Source organism: Kribbella sp. NPDC104740, from assembly GCF_055583505.1.
This window is the reverse complement of sequence record NZ_JBVJNV010000004.1, coordinates 62016-74014: the sequence shown is the minus strand read 5'-3', so window position 1 is coordinate 74014 and position 11999 is coordinate 62016. Positions and strand designations below refer to the sequence as shown.

Annotated in this window: 13 protein-coding genes; 8 read left to right on the top strand and 5 right to left on the bottom strand. The window is 70.3% G+C overall.

Annotated features, from left to right (window positions below; translation table 11 throughout):
* Positions 1-22 precede the first annotated feature (22 nt).
* From ACZ6Z4_RS21380 to ACZ6Z4_RS21370, 3 genes are all read left to right on the top strand, one after another.
* Entirely contained in the window at positions 23-1300 is a 1278-nt protein-coding gene (locus ACZ6Z4_RS21380) for a vWA domain-containing protein (protein WP_363666035.1), read from the top strand.
* Positions 1297-2025: an FHA domain-containing protein gene (locus ACZ6Z4_RS21375; protein ID WP_465567032.1), complete on the top strand. Its 729-nt coding sequence runs from the start codon at positions 1297-1299 to the stop codon at positions 2023-2025. Before ACZ6Z4_RS21380 ends, ACZ6Z4_RS21375 begins: the two co-directional genes overlap by 4 nt.
* A 171-nt stretch (positions 2026-2196) precedes the next feature.
* Positions 2197-3411 (top strand): epoxide hydrolase family protein, encoded by a 1215-nt coding sequence (locus tag ACZ6Z4_RS21370; protein ID WP_465567029.1) that lies wholly within the window; start codon positions 2197-2199, stop codon positions 3409-3411.
* Positions 3412-3414: 3 nt separating this feature from the next.
* Here ACZ6Z4_RS21370 and ACZ6Z4_RS21365 read toward each other — a convergent pair whose 3' ends face one another.
* On the bottom strand, positions 3415-3855 hold the full coding sequence (locus ACZ6Z4_RS21365) for a hypothetical protein (RefSeq protein ID WP_363666040.1): 441 nt from the start codon (positions 3853-3855) through the stop codon (positions 3415-3417).
* 165 nt (positions 3856-4020) lie between these two features.
* Positions 4021-4953, bottom strand: coding sequence for a GNAT family N-acetyltransferase (locus ACZ6Z4_RS21360; RefSeq protein ID WP_465567025.1), 933 nt, complete (start codon positions 4951-4953; stop codon positions 4021-4023).
* A gap of 211 nt (positions 4954-5164) precedes the next feature.
* Between ACZ6Z4_RS21360 and ACZ6Z4_RS21355 the strand changes: the two genes are divergently transcribed.
* Complete coding sequence (locus ACZ6Z4_RS21355) at positions 5165-5584, top strand: guanyl-specific ribonuclease (RefSeq protein ID WP_465567022.1); 420 nt, start codon at positions 5165-5167, stop codon at positions 5582-5584.
* A gap of 32 nt (positions 5585-5616) precedes the next feature.
* Positions 5617-6129 (top strand): DinB family protein, encoded by a 513-nt coding sequence (locus ACZ6Z4_RS21350; protein ID WP_465567018.1) that lies wholly within the window; start codon positions 5617-5619, stop codon positions 6127-6129.
* 75 nt (positions 6130-6204) lie between these two features.
* Here the strand turns inward: ACZ6Z4_RS21350 and groL are convergent, their stop codons facing one another.
* The gene (gene groL / locus ACZ6Z4_RS21345) at positions 6205-7830 is read right to left on the bottom strand and encodes a chaperonin GroEL (protein WP_465567015.1); all 1626 of its coding nucleotides are present in this window, start codon (positions 7828-7830) and stop codon (positions 6205-6207) included.
* A gap of 239 nt (positions 7831-8069) precedes the next feature.
* Positions 8070-8495: a Rid family hydrolase gene (locus ACZ6Z4_RS21340; RefSeq protein WP_465567012.1), complete on the bottom strand. Its 426-nt coding sequence runs from the start codon at positions 8493-8495 to the stop codon at positions 8070-8072.
* Between the two features lie 140 nt (positions 8496-8635).
* Between ACZ6Z4_RS21340 and ACZ6Z4_RS21335 the strand changes: the two genes are divergently transcribed.
* Positions 8636-9559 carry a GlxA family transcriptional regulator gene (locus tag ACZ6Z4_RS21335; protein WP_465567008.1) on the top strand — a complete coding sequence of 308 codons (924 nt, stop codon included), beginning with the start codon at positions 8636-8638 and terminating at the stop codon, positions 9557-9559.
* Between the two features lie 312 nt (positions 9560-9871).
* Here ACZ6Z4_RS21335 and ACZ6Z4_RS21330 read toward each other — a convergent pair whose 3' ends face one another.
* A complete protein-coding gene (locus ACZ6Z4_RS21330; protein ID WP_465567005.1) occupies positions 9872-10207 on the bottom strand; it encodes an MmcQ/YjbR family DNA-binding protein in 336 nt (111 codons plus the stop codon).
* Between the two features lie 139 nt (positions 10208-10346).
* Here ACZ6Z4_RS21330 and ACZ6Z4_RS21325 point away from each other — a divergent pair, with 139 nt between their 5' ends.
* Positions 10347-10682 carry a PspC domain-containing protein gene (locus ACZ6Z4_RS21325; RefSeq protein ID WP_465567002.1) on the top strand — a complete coding sequence of 112 codons (336 nt, stop codon included), beginning with the start codon at positions 10347-10349 and terminating at the stop codon, positions 10680-10682.
* A 71-nt stretch (positions 10683-10753) separates the two neighbouring features.
* Positions 10754-11983: a M48 family metalloprotease gene (locus ACZ6Z4_RS21320; RefSeq protein ID WP_465566998.1), complete on the top strand. Its 1230-nt coding sequence runs from the start codon at positions 10754-10756 to the stop codon at positions 11981-11983.
* Positions 11984-11999 lie beyond the last annotated feature (16 nt).

Genomic DNA, 11999 nt, shown 5'->3' with positions numbered 1-11999 from the left:
GGACCGAAAGGAACCCCACGAGATGGCCGAGTTCTCCGCCACCGTCTACCAGAACGAGTTCCTGCCCGACGGCGGTACCGACGTGCACGCGATCGTCACCGTCGACTGCGCCGGCGCGGGCGTCGCGGGCCAGACCGGGTCCGGCGACGCCGGCGAGATCATCATCGTCGACACGTCCGGCTCGATGGGCGCCGAGGGCGTCCGGGCCGCCGCGTACGCCGCGCAGACCGCGATCGACCAGATCCTCGACGGGGTCTGGTTCGCGGTGATCTCCGGCAACGACCGGGCCCAGCTGGCCTTCCCGCCGTCGGCGGAGCCGGTGATGGTCCGGATGGACGCCTACACCCGGCAGGCCGCCAAGGAGGCCGTGTCGCGCTTCTACGCCGACGGCGGCACCGCGATGGGTACCTGGCTGCGGCTCGCCTCGCGGGTCTTCGCGACCGTGCCGTCGCTGTCGCAGAAGCACGCGATCCTGCTCACCGACGGCGAGAACCAGCACGAGTCGCCCGAGGTGCTGACCGCGACGATCGAGGCGGTCACCGGCCAGTTCCAGTGCGACTGCCGCGGCGTCGGGGTGGCCTGGCAGGTCGACGAGGTCCGCCGGATCGCCACCGCGCTGCTCGGCACGGTCGACATCATCCCGGCGCCGGAGCAGCTGGCGGCCGAGTTCCAGAAGCTGATCCAGCAGGCGATGAGCAAGGGCGTCGCCGCGGCCGACCTGCGGGTCTGGGCGCCGCAGGGCGCGCAGGTGCTGTTCGTCCGCCAGGTCGCACCGACCGTGGACGACCTGACCGCACGGCGTACCGAGGTGAACGCGCTGACCGGGTCCTACCCGACCGGCTCCTGGGGCGACGAGTCCCGCGACTACCACGTCGCAGTACGGCTTGCTGCGAAGGGAATCGGGCAGGAGCAGCTCGCTGCTCGCGTCCAGCTGGCTGTCGGCGACCAGGTGCTCGCGCAGGGCCTGGTGAAGGCACTGTGGTCGGCCGACGAGGCTCTGACCACCCGGATCAGCCCGGAGGTCGCCCACTACACCGGGCAGACCGAGCTTGCCGACGCGATCCAGGAGGGCCTGGCGGCGAAGGCGGCCGGTGACACCGCGACCGCGACCACCAAGCTCGGCCGGGCCGTCCAGCTGGCCGCCCAGACCGGTAACGAGGAGGCCACCTCGCGGCTGCGCAAGGTGGTCGACATCGATGACCAGGACACCGGCACCGTGCGGCTCAAGCGCACGGTCGAGAAGGTCGACGAGATGGCGCTCGACACCGCGTCCACCAAGACGACCCGGGTGAAGAAGTGAGCGGGACGACCTGCCCCAGCGGGCACCCGTCGACCTCGACCGACTACTGCGACGTCTGCGGGCTTCCGATCGGAGCTGCTGCCACACCGGCGGCTGCCGCCGTACCGGCTCCTGCTGTGGCGGCTCCTGCTCCGGCGGCGCCGACCACGCAGGCCTGCCCGAACTGCAACGAGTCCGCTGCTGTGGACGCGCTGTTCTGCGAGTCCTGCGGCTACGACTTCACTACGGGCACGATGCCCCGGGCCGCTTCGCCGCTGGACCTCGGACCGAGTACGGCGCCGCCGCCGGTGCCGCCTGCTCCGCAGGAGGTCGCCGAGTGGGTCGTGGAGCGTTGGGTCGACCCCGACTGGTACGCCGTGCAGCAGAGCGACGACCCGTGCCCTTCGCCGGGCCTGCCGGTCGTCGTACCGCTGACCGAGAAGAGCGTGCTGGTCGGGCGGCCGTCGCGCAGCCGTGGGATCAGCCCGGAGGTGGACTGCGGTGACGACACAGGTGTCAGCCGCCGGCAGGCGCAGCTGACCACCGACGGGCAGCGCTGGTGGGTGGAGGACCTGCAGTCGTCCAACGGGACCTTCGTCGGGCCGGCGTCGGGGCCGCTGCCTGAAGACCCGGTCCCGCCGGGGCAGCGGCGTGAGCTGAACGCCGACGACCGGATCTACGTGGGTGCGTGGACGCGTCTGGTGGTCCGGAAGGCGACGCCGGAGGAGCAGGCCGGGCAGGCGTAGCGCGCGACCGGGCCGGCGTTCGCCCCGGCTGGGCGATCGCGCCGGCTCTGGCTCGCGCCGGCTCTGGCGCGCGCGGTTGGCTCAGCTTTTGCGCCTGGGGTCAAGGGTTTGCCGACGTCGTCCGCGGTGGGATGGGATCCGATCACCACCCACCACGGAAGGACGTTGCCGATGACGACCAGCAGCGCGGTCCAGGCCTTCGCCATCGACATCCCGCAGGCCGACCTCGACGACCTCCGGGCGCGGCTGCGGAACACCCGCTGGCCGGCCACGGCCCACGACGGCTGGAGCCGGGGCGTGCCGAGCGGCTACCTGCGCGAGCTGGCGGCGTACTGGGCGGACGGGTACGACTGGCGTACCCAGGAGGCGCGGCTGAACGAGGTCCCGCAGTACGTGACCGAGATCGACGGGCAGCGGGTGCACTTCCTGCACCAGCCTTCGCCGGAGCCGAACGCGCTGCCGTTGCTGCTGACGCACGGCTGGCCGGGGTCGCCGGTGGAGTTCGCGCGGGTGGTCGGGCCGCTCAGCGACCCGCGGGCGCACGGTGGTGACCCGGCGGACGCGTTCCACGTCGTCGTACCGTCGCTGCCGGGGTACGGGTTCTCCAACCCGCTCGGGCCGGCTGGGTTCAACCTGTTCGCGGTGGCTGGGATGTGGTCGCAGCTGATGAGCCGGCTCGGGTACGAGCGGTTCGCTGCGCATGGTGGGGACGCAGGTGCTGGGGTGAGCGGGATGCTGCCGTTCACTGCGCCGGGGCGGGTGGCTGGGGTGCACCTGGCGGCGGTGAGCGCGTCGGAGCCGTTCGGTGGGCCTGTTGATGTGGAGGCGTTCAGCGGAATGGATCGGGAGCGGGCCGAGCGGTTCAACAACTACCTGCGGGACGGGCTGGGGTATCTGACGTTGCAGTCGACGCGGCCGCAGACGATCGGGTACGCGCTGAACGACTCACCGGTCGGGCAGCTGGCGTGGATCGTGGAGAAGTTCGCCGAGTGGACGGATCCTTCGGCGGCACTGCCTGAAGATGCTGTGGACAAGGACCAGCTGCTGACGAACGTGAGCTTGTACTGGTTCACCGGCTCGGGTGCTACCTCTGCGCACGCCCTGTACGACGGGATGGCCGCCTGGCGGGCGTTCGCGGAGCAGCCGGCGCCTGCCGAGGACAGCTGGAGCGGCGGCGCGGACGACGGTGGCTGGGCGGGTGCCTCTGCCGCTCCCCCGACCGGTGTCGCCGTGTTCGGCGCCGAGACGGCGATCCGCAGCCTGGTCGACCCGGAAGGCAAGATCGAGCACTGGAACGAGTACGAGCGCGGCGGGCACTTCGCGGCGATGGAGGTCCCCGAGCTGCTCACCGACGACCTGCGCGCGTTCTTCCGCCGGCTGCGCTGAGCGTCAGACCCGCGTCCATGCGACGGCCGGGCGGAAGCAGAGCCACTCGATCAGGGCGGTGCCGAGCACGATCGGTACCGCCCAGGTCCACGGGTGATCCGCGGCGCTGACGACCAGGATCGCTGTCCACAAAGCGATCCAGCCGCCGCCGTACCCGCGCAGGACGCCGCGGTACCAGAGCCCGCCCGGTGCCTCCGCCGAGCGCTGACCGAGGTACACGAACAGGTACGACGCGAGCGAGATCGGCCAGAACACCCACAGCCCGGCCCAGTCGTACGGCACCATCACCAGCGCGGACAGGCAGACCAGGGCGACCGCCCAGTGGTAGATCTCCCCGACCCAGTTCAGCCCCTTGCGCCGCAGCGTCAGCGCGATCGCGAACGGCCCCAGCAGGACCGCGAGCGCCCCCGACGCGACGTGCAGGATCAGCGCGATGTCGCGCATCGTCCACCCTCACCCCGCCCGACGAAGACCCGAAGGTCTCTGACATGTCAGGGAGCATAGGGCGCACCTGCCCAGCCGTCTGCCCCTCGCGCACAACTTTCGCGAGGGGCGACGCCCGGATGGGCCGGGGCGACTCGGCGGCCGCCCCGACCCGGCGATCGATGGCTAGGCGATCGGGTGGCTGGCGACCATCCGGACCGCGTGGTTGCGGTAGCCCTGGCGCTCGAAGCTCGCGGCCATCGGGCGGTTGGTCAGATCCGTGTCGGCGCGGATCCGCTCAGCGCCCGTCTCGGCGAGGATGTGCGTCCCCTCCGCGAGCAGGTCGTCGCTGTAGCCGTGCCCGCGCTGCTCGGGCAGCACCCCGACGTACCCGATCACCGGCCCGCCGTTGTTGGCCGACGGCAGGATGAAGCCGACCAGCGCGCCGGCTTCGTCGTACGCGAGCCTCCACCAGTCCCGCTCACCGGGCATCTCCTGGTAGATCTCCAGATCTTCCTTGGCCGACGCCTCAGCCCCACCACGCGCAACCGCCCGCGCAGTGGAGGCGTCCAGGCTCCCCTCGATGACCCGAACGAACGCATCCAGGAACGCGTCGTCCTCGGCCGGCTCGAACCGCAGCCGCGTCGACCGGCTCGGCAGCCCGTACGACGACAACCACTCGTAGCGCAGCCGCTCAGTCACCGCTGACAGCCCAGCGAGCGCAGCTGCCGCCAGCCGCGGCTCCAACGCAGCAACAACCTCTGGCTGCTCGCGCCAGCCGTTCGGCACGAACAGGTGATACTCCGGCTCCTCGGCCCCCGCCGGGATCGAGTCGAGCCCGGCGCGGATCAGCTCGGCCCACACAGGCACCGGGTCGCCGTCGCCGGCGTAGTACAGGCCGTCGATGCTGAACGGGTGCTCGAACTGCGGCATCTCCCACCAGACGGCCAGCGCGATGATCCGGCCGTCCTGCTCGACGACCCAGGTCCAGGCGTCGCGGTAGTAGCCGACGCCGACGTACTCGTCGTAGCGCTCACGGGTGACGGTGTTGATCGACTGGTCGGCGATCAGGGTGTGGATGGTGTCGAGATCGGACTCGACGATGGTGCGGATGGTCACGGTACCTCCGGAAAGAGGCGCGGGCTCCGCTCAGTGCGAGCTGGACGAGCGGACCGGGCGCGCCGTGGAACACGTCTGAGTGGTCATCGGTCGCTCCTTTCGCTCGAGTCGTTCTCGCAGCCAGAACAGTAGGGCGGCAGAGGGTCATAGTCCACCGGTTAACCACAGCTGGGATGTCCCGCGGGCGGTTGGAGCGGGAAGCCTCCAGCCCATGCGAACCCCCGTCGTCACGAAGACCGTCAGCGCCGTCGTCGCCGTGCTCGCCTCAGTCCTGCTGGGCTTCAGCACCGCCACCGCGGCTCCCGCCCCGACCACCCTGTACGCCGTACCGCAGCTCGCCGCGATCCCTTCCTGCGATCTCAGCTCCCTTCCCGCGGAGGCCTCGGAGACCCTCGACCTGATCCACTCCGGCGGGCCGTTCCCCTACGACCAGGACGGCACCGTCTTCCAGAACCGGGAGGGCATCCTCCCCGACGAGTCGACCGGCTACTACCACGAGTACACCGTGGAGACGCCCGGCTCTCCCGACCGCGGCGCCCGCCGGCTGATCGGCGGCGGCGAGACCACCGACCCGGCATTCGTCTACTACACCGCCGACCACTACGCGTCGTTCTGCCTGGTCAGCTCCTGAGCGTTGTCGGGAGGCCCTGAGAGAATCACCCGGTGACGATCACAGGTGTGTTGCGCGGGCAGTTCGAGCTGACCTGGTCGCTGTTCGAGTACCACCTGGACCGGCTGGTCCCGGAGGACCTGCTCTGGGAGCCGGCCGAGCTGAACTGGGCCGTCCGGCCGGACGCGACCGGCGTCTGGCGGCCGGACTGGGCCGATCAGGAGCTCGACCCGATCCCGGTGCCGACGGTCGGCTGGCTGACCTGGCACATCGGGTGGTGGTGGACGACGGCGCTGGCGCACGCCCGGCAGACCGTCCCGCCGCACCGCACCGACGTACCGTGGCCGGGCACGCTGCTCGGGACCAGGGACTGGATGCACCACCTGCGCGACGAGTGGTCCGCCGTACTGGAGGACTCCTCGCGGCTCACGCTCCCGGTGGCCTTCCCGTGGCCGCCGGAGGCGGGACGGACCGTGGCCGACCTCTACGGCTGGGTGAACTCCGAGCTGATGAAGAACGCGGCCGAGATCGGGCAGCTCCGGCTGCTGCGCGCCGCCAAGGGCTAGACACAGCAAAGCGGCCCCGGGCTGGGACCCGGGACCGCTTTGTTCAGTACTGGTACTACGAGGAACTTCCGGGGATCAGAAGTCCATGCCGCCCATGTCGGGCGCGCCACCCGGAGCGGCCGCGGCCTTCTCCGGCTTGTCGGCGATGACCGCCTCGGTGGTGAGGAACAGGGCCGCGATCGAGGCCGCGTTCTGCAGCGCCGACCGGGTGACCTTGGCCGGGTCGATGATCCCGGTCTTGATCAGGTCGACGTACTCACCGGTCGCGGCGTTCAGGCCGTGACCCGGCTCGAGGTTGCGGACCTTCTCCACCACGACGCCACCCTCGAGGCCGGCGTTGACGGCGATCTGCTTGAGCGGGGCCTCGACGGCCGACCGCACGATCGCGGCACCGGTCGCCTCGTCACCCTCGAGCTCCAGCTTCTCGAACGCGATCACCGACGCCTGCAGCAGCGCGACGCCACCACCGGCGACGATGCCCTCCTCGACGGCCGCCTTCGCGTTGCGCACGGCGTCCTCGATGCGGTGCTTGCGCTCCTTCAGCTCGACCTCGGTGGCCGCGCCGACCTTGATCACCGCGACGCCGCCGGCCAGCTTGGCCAGCCGCTCCTGCAGCTTCTCGCGGTCGTAGTCGGAGTCCGACTTCTCGATCTCGGCGCGGATCTGGTTGACCCGGCCCTGGATCGAGTCGGCGTCGCCGACGCCCTCGACGATGGTGGTCTCGTCCTTGGTGACGACGACCTTGCGGGCCTGGCCGAGCAGCTCCAGGTCCACGGTGTCGAGCTTGAGGCCGACCTCCTCGGAGATGACCTGACCACCGGTGAGGATGGCGATGTCACCGAGCATGGCCTTGCGGCGGTCACCGAAGCCCGGCGCCTTGACGGCGACGGTCTTGAAGGTGCCCTTGATCTTGTTCACGACCAGGGTCGCCAGCGCCTCACCCTCGAGGTCCTCGGCGATGATCGCCAGCGGCTTGCCGGTCTGCATGACCTTCTCGAGCACCGGGACCAGGTCCTTGATGCTGGAGATCTTGCTGTTCACCACGAGGATGTACGGGTCGTCGAGGACCGCTTCCATCCGCTCGGTGTCGGTCACGAAGTACGGCGAGATGTAACCCTTGTCGAAGCGCATGCCCTCGGTGAGCTCGAGCTCGAGGCCGAAGGTGTTGCTCTCCTCGACGGTGATGACACCTTCCTTGCCGACCTTGTCCATCGCCTCGGCGATGATCTGGCCGACCTGGGTGTCCGCGGCCGAGATCGAGGCGGTCGCCGCGATCTGCTCGCGGGTCTCGACGTTCTTGGCCAGCGCCAGCAGCTGCTCGCTGACGGCCTCGGTCGCCTTCTCGATGCCCTTCTTCAGGCCCATCGGGTTGGCGCCGGCGGCGACGTTGCGCAGACCCTCGCGCACGAGCGCCTGGGCCAGCACGGTCGCGGTGGTGGTGCCGTCACCCGCGACGTCGTCGGTCTTCTTGGCAACTTCCTTGACGAGCTCGGCCCCGATCTTCTCGTACGGGTCCTCGAGCTCGATCTCCTTGGCGATGGAGACACCGTCGTTGGTGATCGTGGGGGCGCCCCACTTCTTCTCCAGGACGACGTTGCGGCCCTTCGGGCCAAGCGTCACCTTGACGGCGTCGGCGAGGGTGTTCATTCCCCGCTCGAGGCCGCGGCGCGCCTCTTCGTTGAAAGAAATCAGCTTGGGCATTCTCCGCGAGTCCTCCCGCGTCGAGTTTCTGGTGGTTCAGCCGGCCCGATGCCCGCGACGGACGGTACCGGTGTCGTCGCGGTCACGTCCCGCCTGACTCCGGCACCTCATCGAGGCCGTCTTCTAACAGCTCCCCGCGGGCACGAGCGTTATCACTCTCGCCCACTGAGTGCTAACCAAGTATTAGCACTCGCCCCAAGCGAGTGCAAGCCAGCCCCCGACGCGGTGGACCCCTCGGACTACACCCTGACGACGAACTTGACCTCGATCAGCTGCTGCGGGAGGGCCAGCCGGGTGACGCCCAGGATGGTGCTGGCGACCTGCGGGTCGTCCCGCCGGTACGCCGCCTTGCGGACCTCCCCGGCGACGCTCATCGCGGTGTCGACGTCGAGCACGTAGACGACCTCCTCCACCACGTCGTCCAGGGTCGCGCCGAAGCGCTTCAGCAGCTCCTCGGCGTTCACGTAGGTGCGCCGCCACTGGTCGGCGGTCGCCGAGAAGTCGGTCACGACGCCGTCCGCACCGACCGGCGCGGGCGCGACGAACTCGGCGCCGTCGTGCGACAGCTGGCCGGACAGGTAGATCGTGTCACCACGCCGGACCGCCTGGACGTAGCCGTAGTCGTGCTCCCACGGGACCCCGAAACTCTCCGTCTGTACCGCCATCAGCACTCCCTGTTAGGTTGAACAAGATTCAACCAACCTAGGAAGTCGCGCCGCGGGTCACCAGCGGCGGCGGTGCCAAAGACGGCATCGTTCGTGCCACCGCTCGCGCGACCGTTGTGCCACCCGGTCGAGGAGGTCCCGTGCTGAGCGTCGCGATCCTGGTCGTGCCCCGCGTGATCGACCTCGACGTCACCATCCCGGCGTACCTGCTCGGCAAGCAGGGCGGGTACGACGTGCTGCTCTGCGGCGAGACCGACGTCCCCGGCTCCGCGCTCCGCCCGGCGCACCCGCTCGCGGCTGCCGCGACCGCGGACATCGTCGTCGTCCCCGGGTACGACGACCCGGAGGTCCCGCTCCCGGCGGAGTACCTCGACCTGATCCGCTCCACCGCCGACCGCGACGCCCGCCTGGTCGGCATCTGCACCGGCACCTTCGCGCTGGCGGCGAGCGGCGTGCTCGACCGGCGCGACGCGACCACCCACTGGCAGTACGTCGACGCGCTGCGCGCGCTGCACCCGACGGTGAACGTCCAGGGCGACCAGCTGTTCGTCGAGGACGGCCGCGTGCTGACCTCCGCGGGCGGTGGCGCGGCGATCGACGCGTGCCTGCACCTGATCCGGTCCGACTTCGGCGCGGCGGCGGCCCACGCGGCCGGGCAGGGCGTGGTCGCCGCGCCGGTCCGCGCCGGCGACCAGCGCCAGCACGTCGACGGGCAGGTGCCGCCGCGGTCCGACCTCGCGCCGACGCGGGCCTGGATGCTGGAGAACCTCGGCGAGCCGATGACCGTCCAGCAGCTGGCCGACCGCAGCCACCTGCCCCGGCGTACGTTCATCCGGCACTTCGCGGCCGAGACCGGGCAGTCGCCGATGCGCTGGGTCACGGTGCAGCGCGTGCTCAGCGCGAGGCGGTTGCTGGAGGCAACGGACTTGCCGGTCGAACGGATCGCCACCGTCGCCGGCTTCGGCAGCGCCGCGAACTTCCGGACCGTCTTCCGGCGCGAGGTCGGCACGACGCCGAGTGCTTACCGGAAGGGCGGGAGTGTGGCTGGGGTTTCGGGGCGGTAGGGGGCGCGTTCGGGGGCTGGGGTTGGTTGTACGGCGAGCGGCTGAGGCTGGGGTTGCTTGTCGGGTGACCGGCTGGGGTTGACGCACGTAGGTCGGGTGCGGGTGGTTCGGGCCTCGCGGCGCCGGCCGCGGGTTGGTGGTTGGGTGCGGGTAGGTGCCACCTGTGCACTTCTCGCCTACCTCCCACCGCTGACCAGGTGCAGGTGCGCTGTTTGGGCGAGAAGTCAGCAGGCGTCACCTTGGGGTGGGCCATTGCCCTTGTCACCTTTGGCTTCGGTGGTGGGCCTGCTGTGGTTGAGGTTGTCTGTGGGCTTACTCCTCCCACTGGGCGATCAGGTACTTCGGAGCGTTCAGCCGCCACGCCTCGGTGACCAGCTCCTCGATCTCGTCGGGGTCGGCGTGCTCCAGGTCGATCTCCAGCCAGCCGAACCGGCCGGACTCCCACCAGGACGAGTAGACCTCGGGGTTCTCCGCGATCATCGCCTGCTGCTCCTCGCGGAGCGCCTTCACGAACAGCTTCGCGTCGTCCTCGGACAGGTACGCGAAACCCTTCTTGCGCACCTTGAAGGCCGGCTGTCCTGCCCAGCCCTCGTGTTCCTCCGTGCCGGGCAACCGCAGCACCAGCTTCTGCACCGCTTCCGCGTCCATCTGTTCAAGCTAGCCGCGACCACCGACAAAGTCCGGAAGTCGTCAGGGGCGCCGGACCAGGGATGCCGGGGTCGGGTCAGGGGTGGGTCGGTACCGATCCCGATGTGCGGGCAGGCTCCCGAGCGGCACAGTTGTGGACATGACGAACAACACCGCACCCTTCCAGAACCTGTCCGGCAAGACCCTCCGCCGCTCGCGCGACCAGCGGATGCTGTCCGGTGTCTCCGGCGGTATCGCGGAGTACCTGAACATCGACGCGACGCTGGTCCGGCTGGGCATCGTCGCGCTGACCCTGCTCACCGGTGGTACCGCGCTGATCGGCTACGTGATCGCCTGGGTCGTGATGCCCGAGGCCGACGGCAAGGCCGTCTGGCAGAGCGCCCACCAGAGCATGCAGAACAACCACCAGCCGCAGACGACGCCGGAGGGCGACATCGCCGCCCGCATCTACGACGACAAGCCGCCGGCCGCGTGACCTCGCTGCCACGGCAGCAGTGACCACGCCCCGAGTGGGCAACGGCCCCGTCCAGGGACCACACTGCTGCCGTGCAGACCGAGTCGGGACTGTCGCACTGCCCGCGGTGCGACCACGAGCTACCGGCCGACCCGCGCTACGTGACGTGGTGCGACCGGTGCGACTGGAACGTCGACCCGCACCCGGAGCACCACAAGGTCGCCGCCTGGCAGCAGCGACGACAACTCTCCGTCTACCGCGAGTGGGAACGCGGTGCCGTCAACCGCCCGGGCTCACCACTGGCCCGGGCTTCGGCGTACCTAGTGACTGTCCCGGTACTGCTGATCCCCTGCGCCGGTCTCCTCGGTGCAGTCGCACTACTGCTCTTCTACCGGCCGCTCTGGTTCAGCGCCCTGCTGGCCGTCGTAGCGCTGGTCATCGGCGCAGCCTTCCGCCCGCGCCCGCAGGACCTCCCGCCGGACGCCCAGCCCGTCTCCCGCGCTGAGGCCCCCGGCCTGTACGCCGTACTCGACGCGGTCGGCCCGGTCTCCGGCGTCTACGTGCACAGCGGCCCGACCGTTAGTGCCGCCCGGATCACCTGGCGCTTCCGCCGGGTGCTGGTCATCGGTACGTCGTACTGGAGTGCGCTGGAGCCGCAGGAACGGGTAGCGGTGATCGCGCTGAGCCTGGTCAGGTCGAGCCGGCTGGCTGCGGCCATTACTGCTGCTCGCCGCGTGCTCACTGGTCTCATCGACTCGTTCCGGCCCGGCCCTCTCGACGAGACCCGGCACGACGAGGCCCAGCGGGTGCTGCCGAGCCCTGCGGGCGGTGTGGTCTCGGCGCAGGACGACGTGATCGTCAACTACTACCTGACCAAGCTGGCCAACCTCCTCTTCGGCCCGCTGCTCCGCCTGTACCTGGCGGCGTTCCAGCGCGTCACCCTCCGCTTCACCCAGTACGACGCGTACGCCGCCGACCAGCGGGCCGCCCAGCTCGCCGGGACCTTGGCGACGGCCGGCGCGCTCGAGAAGGCGCTTCTGTCCGACACAGCCTTCCGAGCCCTCGAACGAGCGCTCCGCTACAACCGCGACATCGACCCGACCACCGCGGCCAGCCGGGCCGTCACCGAGGTCCCCCGCCGCGAGCTGGACCGCCGGATCCGCCTCACCCGCCTGTGCTGCTCGCCGGACCACCCGCCGACGTACCTGCGCCTGCGGCTCCTGCAGCACTCCCAGCCACAGGTCATCCCCCGCAGCGACCTGAACGAGGAACTGGCCCACGCCACCAGCGAGGCCCTCGCCGCCTTCCGCCGCGAACTCTGACCGCACTGTCACACTG

Coding starts and splice junctions, on each gene's coding strand:
- ACZ6Z4_RS21380 (WP_363666035.1), top strand. CDS start 23: ATGGCCGAGTTCTCCGCCACCGTCTACCAGAACGAGTTCCTGCCCGAC.
- ACZ6Z4_RS21370 (WP_465567029.1), top strand. CDS start 2,197: ATGACGACCAGCAGCGCGGTCCAGGCCTTCGCCATCGACATCCCGCAG.
- ACZ6Z4_RS21365 (WP_363666040.1), bottom strand. CDS start 3,855: ATGCGCGACATCGCGCTGATCCTGCACGTCGCGTCGGGGGCGCTCGCG.
- ACZ6Z4_RS21355 (WP_465567022.1), top strand. CDS start 5,165: ATGCGAACCCCCGTCGTCACGAAGACCGTCAGCGCCGTCGTCGCCGTG.
- groL (WP_465567015.1), bottom strand. CDS start 7,830: ATGCCCAAGCTGATTTCTTTCAACGAAGAGGCGCGCCGCGGCCTCGAG.
- ACZ6Z4_RS21340 (WP_465567012.1), bottom strand. CDS start 8,495: ATGGCGGTACAGACGGAGAGTTTCGGGGTCCCGTGGGAGCACGACTAC.
- ACZ6Z4_RS21330 (WP_465567005.1), bottom strand. CDS start 10,207: ATGGACGCGGAAGCGGTGCAGAAGCTGGTGCTGCGGTTGCCCGGCACG.
- ACZ6Z4_RS21325 (WP_465567002.1), top strand. CDS start 10,347: ATGACGAACAACACCGCACCCTTCCAGAACCTGTCCGGCAAGACCCTC.